Annotated in this window: 11 protein-coding genes and 2 tRNA genes; 10 read left to right on the top strand and 3 right to left on the bottom strand. The window is 68.3% G+C overall.

The features are described 5' to 3' along the window. Nucleotides 1-108 precede the first annotated feature (108 nt). From J7520_RS08580 to ccmE, 3 genes are all read left to right on the top strand, one after another. Nucleotides 109-1,734 (top strand): hypothetical protein, encoded by a 1,626-nt coding sequence (locus J7520_RS08580; RefSeq protein WP_291186745.1) that lies wholly within the window; start codon nt 109-111, stop codon nt 1,732-1,734. 148 nt (nt 1,735-1,882) lie between these two features. Further along, nucleotides 1,883-2,065, top strand: a complete 183-nt coding sequence (gene ccmD, locus J7520_RS08585) for a heme exporter protein CcmD (protein WP_291186747.1) — start codon at nt 1,883-1,885, stop codon at nt 2,063-2,065. Further along, nucleotides 2,062-2,514, top strand: a complete 453-nt coding sequence (gene ccmE / locus J7520_RS08590; protein WP_291186750.1) for a cytochrome c maturation protein CcmE — start codon at nt 2,062-2,064, stop codon at nt 2,512-2,514. The genes ccmD and ccmE overlap by 4 nt, the downstream gene beginning before the upstream one ends. 2 nt (nt 2,515-2,516) lie before the next feature. Here the strand turns inward: ccmE and J7520_RS08595 are convergent, their stop codons facing one another. Continuing rightward, nucleotides 2,517-3,503 (bottom strand): LysR substrate-binding domain-containing protein, encoded by a 987-nt coding sequence (locus J7520_RS08595; protein WP_291186752.1) that lies wholly within the window; start codon nt 3,501-3,503, stop codon nt 2,517-2,519. Nucleotides 3,504-3,866: 363 nt separating this feature from the next. On the opposite strand from J7520_RS08595, the gene J7520_RS08600 reads away from it, so the two are divergent. From J7520_RS08600 to J7520_RS08610, 3 genes are all read left to right on the top strand, one after another. Next, on the top strand, nt 3,867-4,931 hold the full coding sequence (locus J7520_RS08600; protein ID WP_291186754.1) for a DmsE family decaheme c-type cytochrome: 1,065 nt from the start codon (nt 3,867-3,869) through the stop codon (nt 4,929-4,931). 97 nt (nt 4,932-5,028) lie between these two features. Next, nucleotides 5,029-7,536: an MtrB/PioB family outer membrane beta-barrel protein gene (locus J7520_RS08605; RefSeq protein WP_291186757.1), complete on the top strand. Its 2,508-nt coding sequence runs from the start codon at nt 5,029-5,031 to the stop codon at nt 7,534-7,536. A 100-nt stretch (nt 7,537-7,636) separates the two neighbouring features. Beyond that, nucleotides 7,637-8,323, top strand: a complete 687-nt coding sequence (locus J7520_RS08610) for a c-type cytochrome (protein ID WP_291186760.1) — start codon at nt 7,637-7,639, stop codon at nt 8,321-8,323. Nucleotides 8,324-8,413: 90 nt separating this feature from the next. Here J7520_RS08610 and J7520_RS08615 read toward each other — a convergent pair whose 3' ends face one another. Continuing rightward, nucleotides 8,414-8,902: a nuclear transport factor 2 family protein gene (locus J7520_RS08615; protein WP_291186763.1), complete on the bottom strand. Its 489-nt coding sequence runs from the start codon at nt 8,900-8,902 to the stop codon at nt 8,414-8,416. A gap of 64 nt (nt 8,903-8,966) precedes the next feature. Next, entirely contained in the window at nt 8,967-9,914 is a 948-nt protein-coding gene (locus tag J7520_RS08620; RefSeq protein ID WP_291186766.1) for an MBL fold metallo-hydrolase, read from the bottom strand. A gap of 413 nt (nt 9,915-10,327) precedes the next feature. Between J7520_RS08620 and uvrC the strand changes: the two genes are divergently transcribed. From uvrC to J7520_RS08640, 4 genes are all read left to right on the top strand, one after another. Then, nucleotides 10,328-12,235, top strand: coding sequence for an excinuclease ABC subunit UvrC (uvrC, locus tag J7520_RS08625; RefSeq protein WP_291186769.1), 1,908 nt, complete (start codon nt 10,328-10,330; stop codon nt 12,233-12,235). Continuing rightward, on the top strand, nt 12,228-12,812 hold the full coding sequence (gene pgsA, locus J7520_RS08630; RefSeq protein WP_291186773.1) for a CDP-diacylglycerol--glycerol-3-phosphate 3-phosphatidyltransferase: 585 nt from the start codon (nt 12,228-12,230) through the stop codon (nt 12,810-12,812). The genes uvrC and pgsA overlap by 8 nt, the downstream gene beginning before the upstream one ends. 181 nt (nt 12,813-12,993) lie before the next feature. After that, nucleotides 12,994-13,069, top strand: a tRNA-Gly gene (locus J7520_RS08635). Nucleotides 13,070-13,219: 150 nt separating this feature from the next. Continuing rightward, nucleotides 13,220-13,293: transfer RNA gene (locus tag J7520_RS08640), tRNA-Cys, on the top strand. The last annotated feature ends 386 nt before the right edge of the window (nt 13,294-13,679 follow it).

The raw sequence follows: 13,679 nt of genomic DNA on the forward strand, positions 1-13,679 counted from the left end.
CCGCGTCGATCCCCGCCGGCCGGCGCGACGTCGATGTCCGGTCCGCGCGAAAACCCGCGTATCCCCTCGTGACGCGGCCCTGATCCGCGGCCCATGCGAGGAGAAACCATGAATCCGACCATCGTCGCGCGCCTCCGGCGTGCGCGCACGCTTCGCGGCCTGGCCGTGCTGGCGATCGCTGCGATCGCGCCCGGCTTCACCCGTGCCGAACCCTACGTCGCCGATCCCGGCTTCAACAACGGACGCTTCTACACCGACGCCTTCGCCGGCGCTCCGGACTTCCGCGTCGGCAAGAAGATCGTCAAGGCCGACAACGGCGACGTGATCGTCGCCGGCATCGTGCCGCCGGTATCCGGCGATGCCGCCAACGGCGCCATCGGCCTGGTGCGCTACGACGCCACGGGCGTGCGCCGGCCGTGGAGCAATGCGGGCGACAACGGTCATTTCGACGACCAGTACGTCGTCTATCCCTGCCCCGGCACCAGCCGCTGCCGCGACGTCAAGGATCTCAAGCTGTTCGGCAGCCGGCTCTACGTGCTGGTGGATTCGGACCGCTGGCGCCTCACCGCGCAGCCGCCGTTCGGCTTGCGCTTCTACGGATACGGCAGCGACGTCTTCGTGTTCGGCACGGACGGTTCGTACCAGAACGCGACCGCGATCGACGGCGAGCCGGCGGCCGACCCGGACGACTTCCGCACCGTCGCCGGCGGCGGCATCGCGCTGTACGACAACATGGCCTTCCCCACCGTTACCTCGCTGGTGTACGCCGGCACCGGCTTCACCGATGGCGCCGGCCCGCACCGCCCGCGCTTCGGCAAATTCACCGTCGGCGGCGACGGCAGCTTGACCACCGACACCGCGATCATGGAACCCAATCCCGGCAATCAATGCCCCGCCAGCGCGCCCTGCGAACTGCTCGACGTCGCTCTCGGCGGGCGCTCGGGCACTTCGCCGCCACGCATCTACCTGTCCGGTTCGAAGTGGCACCCCGGCCCTCCGCCCGGCACGATCGGCTGGGACGCCGGCTGGGACTATTTCGTGATGAACGTCAATTCGAGCGGCACGCCGGGCTCCAATCTCTACGACGGCTGGGTCAGCACGGAAGGCATCGGCGTGGAAAGCGGCGGCCGCGGCATCGCCGTCAAACCCGGATTCCTCTCCGGCAGCGACGAAATCTTCGTGATGGCCAACGTCGTGCAGCGCTGCAAGGGCGGCATCGCCGTGATCAAGCACGGGCAGGACGGCACCTTCGCCACCGATTTCGGCAGCGCCGGACGCGTGCGCTACGGCGGCAGCGACGAAGGCGACGGCCAGGTGTGCGATCCCAACTACATGGTCGGCGCCATCCGCGCGGATTGGCCGACCGACATCGCCTACGCCGACGGCAAGATCGGCGTGGTCGGCCTCAACATCTACGGCGCCGGCCGCTGCGACGAAGACCCCTGCCCCGAAGACAACGTCGACGGAGAACTGGCGGTGATCGACGCGACGAACGGCGCGATCGAATCCTGGCGCGGCTACGCCTACAACGACACCCCCGGCGGAGCGCGCTCGCGCCACAACGGCTTCTGGGGCGTGGTCGCCTCCGCCGACGGCACCTTCACCGCGACTGGCGACGTGCGCCGCTTCGAGTCGGCGCCGGTGGGCCAGCGCTACACGCAGGAATACGCGACTCTCCGCCTCGCCGCGCAAGGCGACCGGATCTTCGCCAACGGGTTCGACGCCGTTCCGTAAGCGTCGCCCCGCACTGCGCATTCGCCGCCGTCGCCGCGGCGGATGCGCGGCGCTTCGCCGCATCGCTGCGGCGCGTACGGCCAGCCGGCGGGAATTTGGTAGGCTGCGCGTTCCCCTCCGTCGCGCCACCGGCGCGGATACCGCACAGATGAGCGAATTTCTCTCGATGGGCGGCTACGGCGCCTATGTCTGGCCGTCCTACGCCGTGTTCTTCCTCGTGCTCGCCGCCGAGGCGCTGGCGCCGCGCCTGCAGCGCCGGCGCGTGCTGGCCGAGATCCGCGGCCGCGTACAGCGCCGCGCGGCGCGCGACGGCCGCGGGGAAACGCCATGACGCCGACGCGCCGACGCCGCCTGATCGTGATCTCGCTGATCCTCGTCGCGGTCGCCGCGGCGGCCGGCCTGACCGTGCTCGCGTTGCAGCAGAACATGACTTATCTCTACTCGCCGACCGAAGTGGAGGCCGGGCATGCGCCGGAGGCGGCGCGCTTCCGCCTCGGCGGCGTCGTGCTCGAAGGCACCATCCGGCGCGCCAGCGATTCGCTGCAGGTCGACTTCGTCGTCACCGATCGCTTCAAGCAGATGCCGGTCGAGTACACCGGCATCCTGCCCGATCTGTTCCGCGAAGGTCAGAGCGTGGTCGCCACCGGCAGCCTGCAGGGCGGCCGCTTCGTCGCGACCGAGGTGCTGGCCAAGCACGACGAGACCTACATGCCGAAGGAAGTGGCCGACGCGATCGCCAAGGCGAAGACCGCGCACGTGGACAAGGGCGCGCAGCAGTAGCGTCAGGCCGAAGAAGCCACGCGCAACCGCGGCGACGCTCCGAGCCAAGGCTCGTTGGCCGACCTCACGCCGGCGAGCGCGCTGTCCAGCGCCTCGCGCAGATGCTCCGACAGGTAGTCGATGAAGCAGCGCACCGCCGGCGCCAGCCCCTTGCGTGACGGGAACACGGTGTAGAGCGTCATTTCCGGCAGCGACCATTCGGGCAGCAGCACGATCAGGCGGCCGTCGGCGATCTCTTCACGGCAGACCATCGTCGGCAGTTCGGCGATGCCGCAGCCGCGCAGCGCGGCGTGCTTGATGACGACAATGTCCTCGGTGACCAGGCGCGGCGCGAACGCCACCTCGCTGACGGTGCCGTCCTGGCCGGTCAGATGCCAGCTGTGCCGGTTGCCGCGGCCGAGATCGAGCAGCCCGCCGAGGCCGATCGCGCCGCGCAGGTCCTCCGGCGTGCCGGGCAGGCCGTAGCGCTCGACGTAGGCCGGGCTCGCCACCAGCTGATGGCGCCGCAGCACGAACGAGCGCACCGCGAGCGACGAGGCGCGGATGCCGGGCGCGATGCGCAGGGCGACGTCGTAGCCTTCGGCGATCAGGTCGACTTCGCGATTGGTCAGGTCGAGCACGATCTCGACCTCCGGATATTCGAGCATGAAGTCGGCCAGCAGCGGCGCCAGGATCGTCTGCGCGAAATTGACCGGCCCGGTCACGCGGACCACGCCGCGCGGCGTGCCGCGCGCGTCGTCGATGACCATGTTCGCGCGTTCGACCTCGGCCAGCACCGCGCGACAGCGCTGGTAGTAGCGTGCGCCGACCTCGGTGATCTGCAACTTGCGCGTATCGCGCTGCAACAGGCGCACGCCGAGGTGCGCCTCGAGCCGCGACAGATGCTGGCTCAGCACCGACTTGGCCACGCCGAGCGTCGCGCTGGCCGCACTGAGGCTGCCGTGCTCGACGATCTTGGCGAAGTAGAACAGGTCGTTGAGATCGTTCAAGACGGGCGCTCCGCGCGAACGAGATGGGTTCCGAGCTTAACAGGCCGCCGACGGGGCGCGATTACAAAAATAGAATCACGCGGTCGGCGCCGCCGCGGCACGCCGATGCGCGGCGGCGGCGACGCGATCCCGCGGGCGTTCGGATCGCGCAGCGCGATCGTTCCGATTTCCGAACAATCTTTTCGCCGGATGCGCCTACTCAAAACGGCGGGCGGCGGACACACTCGGACGTCAGGAAGGGCACGCGCCCACGCACGCTTCGATCGACCGCGGAAGTCTCGCGGCGGAGGCGCGTGGAGCGACGCCGACGGCTCATCTGCCCCAAGCCAGCCAGCTGCGACGCCAGCCAGCCAGGGAGACGAAATGCAAAACCGGCTTCTGCAAAACCGCCTCGTTCGCGCCGTCGTCGTGTGCGGTTTCTGGCTGCTGTTCGGCGCCGCCGCCCAGGCGCAGCAGACGCGCGAGGAGCTGTCGCGCAATCTCCCCGCCTCGGGCCTTTCCAACGAAGAAGTGCAATCGACCGGGCGCACCCTGCTCGCGGCGCCTGGCTTCGCCAAGGCCAAGGTGGCCGTCAATCCCGCGTTCCCCGACGCGACGCCGGTCGGCGAGCGCACCTGCACGGCCTGCCATCAGCTCGAAGCCGATCACTTCACGCATACGCTGCACGCGCTCGGCCTGCACGCGGCGAACAAGGCCGATGCGTCGATCCCGGTCTGCGAGACCTGCCACGGCCCCGGCTCGCAGCACGCGCAGGCGCCGCTGACCAAGGGCTCGATCATTGCCTACACCAAGAACGGCGGCACGCCGATCGACGTGCAGACCCAGACCTGCCTGACCTGCCACGAAGGCGGCCCGCGCGATCACTGGCTCGGCTCGATCCACCAGCGCAACGGGCTGTCGTGCAGCGATTGCCACAATCCGATGGCGAAGTTCTCCGTCGAAGGCTCGCTGGCGAAGAGCTCGATCAACGACACCTGCGCGCAGTGCCACCAGGACGTGCGCATGCAGTTCAACCGCCGCTCGCACATGCCGCTGCCGGAAGGGCAGATGAGCTGCGCGGACTGCCACAACCCGCACGGCAGCCTGACCGCGCCGCTCCTGAAGACCAACACGGTCAACGAGACCTGCTACCAGTGCCACGCCGAGAAGCGCGGACCGTTCCTGTTCGAGCATCCGCCGGTGCGCGAGAGCTGCCTGAACTGCCACAGCCCGCACGGCTCGAACCAGAACACCTTGCTGGTCGCGCCGATTCCGTTCCTGTGCCAGCAGTGCCACACCGCGCAGCGCCATCCCGACAACCTGCACACGATGCAGTCGACCGGCACCGGCTCCAATCCCGACTTCCGCGTCATGGGCCGCGGCTGCCTGACCTGCCACGCCAACATCCACGGCTCGAACGCGCCGTCGGGTCCGAAATTCCACGAATGAGACGAGGAGGCACGCGATGAACCTGCTTTCGGCTTCCTCCCGTTCCTCGTTCCCGCCCCGGCGCGCCTTGGCCGCGGCCTGCGCCGGAGTGGCGGCGATGGCGTGCTCCTCGCTCGCCTTCGCCGACAGCGGCATCGGCGTGGACCTGTGGCGCGGCAACAAGCTCGATCCGACCGCCGGAACGCGCAGCGAGACGCCGGACGAGAACGGCACCACCTGGCTGAAGCCCGGCCAGAACCGCTCGCCGACCGGCAACCTGTATCTCGGCCCGTTCACGCCGCCGCAGCCGGAGCAGTACGGCGACTGGCGCGGCTACGGCACGCTCGAGGTCGGCGTGCTGATGGTTCCGACCGGCGACCAGCGCAACGCGTTGTGGAACCGCTACGCGGACTGGAAGGAAGGACCGATCCTCGGCCTGCTCGACTACACGCTGGAGCGCGCCTCCGACGGCACCTACGCGAACTTCCGCGGCAGCCGCATCAGCGACGACGACGAGTACTACCAGGCGACCTTCGGCCGCGCCGGCGCGTTCAAGGTCCAGGCGTTCGTGCGCGACATGCCGAACATCGTGTCGGGCAACGCCAAGCCGGTCTGGAACGGCGTCGGCTCGAACCGCCTGACCCTGCCGAGCGGCCTGACGCCGGGCGGCAGCACGCCGGCGCAGATCGCCGCCGCTTCGGCCGCCGCGCCGGAGCGCACGCTGAGCGTCACGCGCGAGAAGCAGGGGCTCAGCTACAGCATGTTCCTGACGCCGGAGTGGACGGCCTACGCGAACGTCACCGACGAGCAACGCCGAGGCGCGCGGCCGTACGGCGGCTCGTTCTTCTTCCCCGGCCTCGGCGGCTCGATGGAGACGGTCAAGCCGATCGACGACAGCACGATCAACGTCAACGGCGGATTCCGCTACGCGGGCGCGGCCTGGCGCATGGACTTCAGCTACAGCGGCTCGTTCTATCGCGACGCGAACACGCGCTACACGTTCGAGTCGCCGTTCGTGATGGCATCACCGGTCCCCGGCGCGCTGTCGGCGCCGGTGTACCAGGGCCAGATGTCGACCGAGCCGGACAACGACTACCACAACCTGCAGGCCACCTTGACGCGCAAGCTGCCGTCGCTGAACGGCGAAGTCTCGCTGAGCGCCGCCGCCGGACGCATGCAGCAGGACGACACGCTGATCGCGCCGATCGACTGCCGGGGCGTGTTCGGCGTCGGCTTCGGCGACCTGCAGCTCGGCCCGCAGAATCCGCTGCTCGGCGACTGCAGCCAGTGGAACACGCCGGCCGCGCTGTCGCGCCGCAGCGCGAAGATGCGCATCGACACCTCGATGGTCGACGCGCGCATGGTGCTCAATCCGACCTCGCAATGGACGCTGCGCGGCAACGTGAAGTACGACCGCCAGGACTACCGCACCGGCGACTACCTCCTGTACAACCCGCTGACCGGCCAGTACGGCTACATCGCCGAGAACGGCTCGCAGCCGAGCATCATTCCCGGCGAAGGTTTCCCGGTCGGACGCTTCACCGAAGTCGGCAACATGCGCATCCGCAACATCCCGCTCGACATCCAGACCGTCGACGCGAACCTCGGCGCGGACTGGAAGTTCGACGACAAGAACACGCTCGGCGTCACCTTCGGCTACAACCGCTACGAACCGACGCATCGCGAGCGCAGCGAGATCAACGACTCCAGCGTCAAGCTGACCTGGATCAACCGCTCGCTCGACGCGCTGACCCTGCGCGTGAACTACACCTATCTCAAGCAGAGCGGCGACCGCTACGACTACGATCCCTACGAGGAATTCGTCTCCGCCAGCCTGCCCGGCTACACGCCGCCGGCGGGCGGCACGCCGGTGATCACAACCTCGGCGATGCGCAAGTACGACATGTCGAGCTTCGACCAGAACAAGCTCGACGTGATGGCGACGCTGGCCCTCCGCGACGACATGACCGTGAGCGCGTCGGCGCGGCTCGACCGCAAGTCCTACGACGCGCGCATCGGCCGGCAGGACTACGACACCGGCAGCGCCACGCTGCAGTGGGAATGGCAGCCGGCGGCGACCACCAACCTCAGCGCGTTCCTCGGCTACGACCGCTCGCGCCTGAAGATGTCCAACGTCAACGACGCGCTCGAGAACGGCGCCGGCACCGATCCCAGCCTCGGCGGCCCGACCTACCCGTACGACGCGCAATGGTGGCTGCGCGACAAGCAGCGCAACTACTACGCCGGCGCGCTGTTCGACCACCGCATCGGCCGCGTGCGCGTCGACGCGGGCTGGAACTACACCTATTCCCGCGGCACCGACAGCTATCGCTACGCCGGTCCGGACGCCCTCGCCTACCCGACCACCGTGCCGCCCGGCCCCGGCAGCGGCGCGTTCTCGCCGATGGTCTATCGCGTGAACTCGTTCAATCTCGGCGTGACGATTCCGATCGTCGAGCGCGTTTCGCTGCGCGTCTTCGACTACTACGAGCGCGGCCGCGTCGACGACTGGCATTACCTCGGCTTCGATCAGAGCCGCTACATCGGCGGCATGCTCTACACCGACGGCGGACCGCAGAGCTACAGCAACAACGTCGTCGGCATGCTCGTCAACGTGAAGCTGTAGACCGCCGCGCTCCGCCGGGAGAACGCAGATCGGGTATCGCCGCGGGCGATGCGCGGGAATGGAGAGGCACCACCGAGGGTCAGATGAGAGGAACTGCCGAATGAACCGTCCGACCTCGCTTCTGCTCGGCGCCCTGCTGCTCGCCGGCGGCTGCGCGAGCGCGCATGCCGCGTCCTACATCGACCAGCGCCGCGTCGACGCCGTGCAAGGCGACGTCGCCGCCGGCGCCGCCAAGGCGACGGTCTGCGTCGCCTGCCACGGACCGAACGGCAACGCGATCGTGCCGGCGTTTCCGCGACTGGCCGGCCAGCGCGCCGAGTATCTCGCCGGCGAACTGCACAAGTTCAAGCGCGGCACGCGGCCCGAGTCGCCGATGACCGCACTGGCGATGCCGTTGACGGACGAGGACATCCGCAACCTCGCCGTGTATTTCGCCGCGCAGACGCATACGCCGTCGACGCTGCCGCCGCCCGATTCGCAGACGCTGGCACGCGGCGAGGCGCTGTACCGGCAAGGCGATCCCGCGCGCGGCGCCCCGCCCTGCCAGGGCTGCCACGGCGCCGACGCGACCGGACCCGAGGCGGGTGCCGAGCACTACCGCGCCTGGCCGTCGCTGCGCGGCCAGAACGGCGACTACCTCGTGCAGCGCCTGCAGAACTACCGCGACGGCAAACTGAAGGACTCCAGCAACGACTTCGTCATGCACGGCGTCGCGCAGACGCTCGACGAGCCGTCGATGCGTGCGCTGGCGAGCTACCTGTCGAGCCTGCCGCCGGCGAGTCGCTAGCATCGCTGCGAGCGGAAGGAGTTTCGCGGACGGGAAAGCGGCGGACCCATTCCGTACGCCACCCTCCGGCTAGCCCGGCACCTGATCGCGTCATTTCTTCAACGCGGAGTCCCAATGCTCCGCGATCTTCCCGTTCTCGATGCGGAACATGTCGAACCACGTGGTGACGTAGGTCTTCGAGGGTTCCTTCGGGTCCGGATATTCCTTCGGGTAGGAAAGGATCACCAGGTTCCCTTCCGCCGTGATGGCGATCAACGGCGTTTCGACGGAATTCTCGATCGGCTTGGGTTTCTTGAATTTCGCGAAGAAATCGACGAAGCCCGCGCGGCCGGACGGAACGTTCGGGTTGTGCTGGAGGTAGGCGTCGGTCAGATACTTCTCCGATCGTTCGAGATGGCCGGCCTCGTAGACCTCGCGCCAGAAGTCGTAGACGAGGCGCTTGTTGGCGGCCAGCACCGGATCGGCGCTGGCGAGAAGAGCGTCGTGCCGCGTGGGCGCGGGTTTCGTGGCCTTCTCGGCGGTGGCGCAAGAGCAAAGCAGGAGCGCGGCGGCGAGCAGCGACAGCGTTCGTCCCATCATCGAAAAGTCCTCGTCCGAAGAAAGCCGGCGTTCGTGAGGAAGCGCCGCGGATTGCATCTCTCCTCTACCACGTACCGCGGCGGTGATTCGTCACCCAGCGGTGCATGCCGAGGATGTTCAGCGTCTTCATGCCGTCGAAGCCGATCCATCGCTTCACTTCGTCGCTGAACTTCACGTTGCGGTAGAGCTGGTCCCACGACTGCCCCGAGCGCACCAGGTCCAGAACCTGCTGGTGCAGGTCGACCAGGTAGCTGCGCAGCGCCGCCTGGTCGGCCTTGGTCGCGGGGCTGTAGTGGCCGACGTCGATGACGTCGACGTCCTGCGCGGCGACCCAGTCCAGCGTCTCGATCCAGCCTGGGTAGTAGAAATCCAGGAAGTCGTTGTAGGGCATCGACTTGCTTTCGCACACGTCGGTGCACTGCAAGGCCCTGTACTTCGGGAACAGCACCATGACCATGCTGTCGGAATGGCTCGGCGCGACCCGGTGCAGCAGCACCTTCTCGCCGCCGAGCGTGATCGTCATGTCGGTGTCGAACACGCGGTCGGGGACGGCGGTCGGCAGCTTCTCGCCGACGATCGGTTCCACCGCGCGCTGATTGGCGACGACGATCGCGCCGTCGCGCTGGAAGACCTGCGCGCCGCTGATGTGGTCGGCGTGCGCGTGGGTGTAGACGACGTACTTGACCGGCACGTCGAAGCGCTTGCGGATCTCGTCGCGCAGCCACGTCGCGGTGCAGGTCATCGCCGGATCGATCACCAGGGCGCCCTCGCGGGTGATCAGGACCAGGCCGCTGTGGACGGCGAGGCCGGCTCCCGTCGTGTGGCGGTAGAGGTTGCCGTCGATGCGATCGAGGCCGCGCGGATTGTCGGGGCAATCGGCGGCGGTGAAGTCGGCGAGCAGCGGGCGCCCGGCGAACTTGGAACGGTCGAGCGGAACGCCGTCGTCCGCGGCATGCGCCGCGAGCGAAACCGCTCCGAGTGCCAGCAGGAACCACGCGCGCAGGATCGACATCGTTCGCTCCTCGGGAATGGGAAGGCGCTGCGTCCACCGCAATATCCGGGCCGTCGCCATCCGACGCCGGTACCTCCGTCACGAAGCGGTGTCGCCGGGGCGGCACTTGCTTGCGCGCCTGAGTGGCCAAACCTACCATCCGGCAGCATACGCGACGCGACCGGCACGGCGCCGGAATCCGACACCGGCGCGACTCCCGCGGACTCTCGGCATCCCTCGAGCCGCGCGATGCCGGTATCGTCGAGTTCCGCGCCGGGCGGACGCCGTGCACCGCCGGCACGCGTGCGGTGGCATGCACTCGCGCCGCGCCGGGAACTGCCGGAGCGGCGTGCCCGGCAGGCCATCCGCCCGATACCGCCGCGGCTGCGCCGGGCGAGTTCGCCGGCGGCGTCGCGGAACCTCCTGGACCGATCTTGAACACCACCACCACCGAACCCTTCGACGGCAAGACCTTCGTCCGCACCTTGACCGGCGCGCCGGGCGTCTATCGCATGTTCGACGCGCGCGGCGAACTGCTCTACGTCGGCAAGGCCGGCAATCTGAAGAAACGCGTCGGCAGCTATTTCCTGAAGCCGGCGCTGCAACCGCGCATCGCCTCGATGGTCGCGCAGATCGCGCGCATGGAGACCACCGTCACGCGCACCGAGGGCGAGGCGCTGCTGCTCGAGGCGCAGCTGATCAAGACGCTCAAGCCGCGCTACAACATCGTCCTGCGCGACGACAAGAGCTACCCCTACATCCATCTCACCGCCGGCGATTTCCCCAGGCTCGCGTTCCATCGCGGCACGCGCGGCGCGCAAGGGCGCTATTTCGGGCCGTTCCCGAGCGCCGGCGCGGTGCGCGCCAGCCTCGACCTGATCCAGAAGCTGTTCAAGATCCGCAACTGCGAGGACAGCTACTTCAGGAATCGCTCGCGGCCGTGCCTGCAGCATCAGATCAACCGCTGCACGGCGCCTTGCGTCGGGCTGGTCTCGGTCGCCGACTACGCCGACAACGTGCGCCACGCCGAGATGTTCCTCGACGGCCGCGCCGGCGCGGTGATGGACGAACTGGTGGCGACGATGGAGCGCGCCAGCGCCGAGCTGCGCTTCGAGCGCGCGGCGCAGATCCGCGACCAGATCGCCGCGGTCAAGCGCGTGCAGGCGAACCACTACGTGCAGGGCGCCAGCGCCGACATGGACGTGATCGCGTGCACGATCCGCGCCGGCATCGCCTGCGTCAGCGTGCTGTTCTTCCGCAACGGCGTCAGCCTCGGCTCGCGCGATTTCTTTCCGCGCCTGGCCGTCGAGGCCGACGAGGCGGCGGTCCTCGGCTCGTTCGTCGCGCAGTACTACCTCGAGCGGCCGCTGCCGTCCGAGCTGATCGTGAGCCACGCGATCGAGGACGCCGCGCTGCTGGCCGAGGCGTTCAGCGAGCGCGCCGGGCACGCGGTCGAGGTGAAGGCGAACGTGCGCGCCGAGCGTGCGCGGTTCCGCGATCTGGCCGTGCGCAACGCCGAAGCCGCGCTGGCTTCGCGCCTGGCCAGCAGGCAGACGCTGCTGGCGCGCTTCGAGGCCTTGCGCGACCTGCTCGGTTTCGACGAGACGCCGCAGCGGATCGAATGCTTCGACATCAGCCACACGATGGGCGAAGCCACCGTGGCCTCCTGCGTGGTGTACGGGCCTGAGGGGCCGGAGAAGTCGCAATACCGGCGCTTCAACATCACCGGCATCACCGGCGGCGACGACTACGCGGCGATGCGCCAGGCGCTGCAGCGGCGCTTCCGCCGCGCGGCGGCGACGATCGAGTCGGCCGCCGAACCGGCCGCGGACGAGGCGGCGAACGGAAACGCGGCCGCGGCGAAGGTTCGCCGCGTCGACGAATCGCTGGCGAAGCTGCCCGATCTGCTGCTGATCGACGGCGGCAAGGGACAGCTGCAGCAGGCCGTCGACGTGCTCAACGAACTCGGCCTGGAAGGCGTGCCGGTGGTCGGCGTCGCCAAGGGCGAAGCGCGCCGCGCCGGCGACGAAACCTTGATCCTGGCGCGTTCCGGCCGCACCCTGTGGCCTGGGCCGGAATCGCTGGCCTCGCATCTGATCCAGAGCGTGCGCGACGAAGCGCACCGTTTCGCGATCACCGGCCACCGCGGCCGTCGCGAGAAGGCACGCGAAACGAGTACCCTGGAAGAAATCGCCGGCGTCGGCGCACGTCGGCGCTCCGCCCTGCTCCGGCATTTCGGCGGAATCAGCGGACTGTCGAAGGCGGGCATCGAGGAACTCATGCAAGTGAAAGGCATCAGTCGAGATCTGGCCGAACGGATCTATGCGAGTTTCCATGGATGAAGCACCGCGTCCCTCCGCGAAGATCACCATCCCGACCGCGCTGACGCTGTTCCGCATCGCGCTGCTGCCGGTGATGGTGCTGGTGTTCTACGCCCCGTTCCGCGGCTCCAACATCGCCGCCGCGGTGATCTTCGTCTTCGCCGCGCTGACCGACTGGCTCGACGGCTGGATCGCGCGCCGCTACGACATGATGTCCGCGTTCGGCGCCTTCCTCGATCCGGTCGCCGACAAGCTGATGGTCGCGGTCACGTTGTTCCTGCTGGTGCAGGACAATCCGCAGCCGCTGCTGGCGGTGACGGCCGCGGTCATCGTCGGCCGCGAGATCAGCATCTCCGCACTGCGCGAATGGATGGCCGAGATCGGCCAGCGCGCGACGGTGCGCGTCGCCACCATCGGCAAGATCAAGACGGTGATGCAGGTCGTCGCGATCGTCGTGCTGCTGCATCAGCGCGATTTCCAGGAGCTGCGCTACTACCGCATCGGCGAAGGCCTGCTGGTGATCGCCGCGGTCCTGACGATCTGGTCCGGCCTGCAGTACGTGCGCGCCGCCTGGCCGATCCTGCGCGACCACAAGTAGCACGAGCGGAATGTTCCTGCTGCCATGCTTTTCTTGAGAAGTGCGGCCATGGATGGCCGCGGGTAGACGATCCGACGCTGCGCCGCGAAGGTTCGTACGACCCTCGCAGATGACGGCGATTCACGACGAATCGCAAAAACTATTGACTCTGCGGCGTCAAACCGTAATATGCGCGTCCCACGCGGGAATAGCTCAGTTGGTAGAGCACGACCTTGCCAAGGTCGGGGTCGCGAGTTCGAGTCTCGTTTCCCGCTCCAGATTGCAGTCGAAGCCCCGGTACGCCGGGGCTTCGTTTTTCTGCATCGAGGTGGTCATGCGCGGTCGTGAGATCGCGCGAGCGCGAGCCAGGATCGGCGAGCGGATGGCACTCCACGGACGGTGGTTGTCGAAGCAACGTGTTCGCCGCCGGCCTGGTGGCAGAGTGGTCATGCAGCGGACTGCAAATCCGTGTACGCCGGTTCGATTCCGACCCAGGCCTCCAGCGCGCTCGACGACTCGGCCGAGCCGTCGTCCCCCGCCATCGCGATGGCTTCGGGCCCTATCGTAGACATCCCTTCCGCACGACTTCTCGTGCGACGCGCGATCCTCCGCAGATTCGCATCGCCTCGTCGCCGCCTGGCTTCGCGGTGATTTTTTTCCGACGACTCGCCCTCGTCCGCAGCGTCTTCGCTCCCGGTCGCGCATTCCCGCCGCGCGCGCGGTTGCGCCGATGTCGTCCGCCTCTTCCGCGTCAATCCGGATCGTTCCTCCGCGCATACGTGCAGCATTCCGTCGCAGGCATCCGTTTCGGGGAGGGCGAAACGCATGCAGTCGCGGTAGGCTGCGTGTCCTCGACTTCCCTCGAACGACTCGGAGAACGGCATGGCT

This window comes from Dokdonella sp. (assembly GCF_017744955.1).
GTDB lineage: Bacteria > Pseudomonadota > Gammaproteobacteria > Xanthomonadales > Rhodanobacteraceae > Dokdonella_A.

What these genes read in the sequence shown, in the direction of transcription:
- ccmD (WP_291186747.1), top strand. Translation starts at nt 1,883, where the DNA reads ATGAGCGAATTTCTCTCGATGGGCGGCTACGGCGCCTATGTCTGGCCG.
- J7520_RS08580 (WP_291186745.1), top strand. Translation starts at nt 109, where the DNA reads ATGAATCCGACCATCGTCGCGCGCCTCCGGCGTGCGCGCACGCTTCGC.
- pgsA (WP_291186773.1), top strand. Translation starts at nt 12,228, where the DNA reads ATGGATGAAGCACCGCGTCCCTCCGCGAAGATCACCATCCCGACCGCG.
- J7520_RS08610 (WP_291186760.1), top strand. Translation starts at nt 7,637, where the DNA reads ATGAACCGTCCGACCTCGCTTCTGCTCGGCGCCCTGCTGCTCGCCGGC.
- J7520_RS08620 (WP_291186766.1), bottom strand. Translation starts at nt 9,914, where the DNA reads ATGTCGATCCTGCGCGCGTGGTTCCTGCTGGCACTCGGAGCGGTTTCG.
- J7520_RS08615 (WP_291186763.1), bottom strand. Translation starts at nt 8,902, where the DNA reads ATGATGGGACGAACGCTGTCGCTGCTCGCCGCCGCGCTCCTGCTTTGC.
- J7520_RS08600 (WP_291186754.1), top strand. Translation starts at nt 3,867, where the DNA reads ATGCAAAACCGGCTTCTGCAAAACCGCCTCGTTCGCGCCGTCGTCGTG.
- J7520_RS08605 (WP_291186757.1), top strand. Translation starts at nt 5,029, where the DNA reads ATGGCGTGCTCCTCGCTCGCCTTCGCCGACAGCGGCATCGGCGTGGAC.
- ccmE (WP_291186750.1), top strand. Translation starts at nt 2,062, where the DNA reads ATGACGCCGACGCGCCGACGCCGCCTGATCGTGATCTCGCTGATCCTC.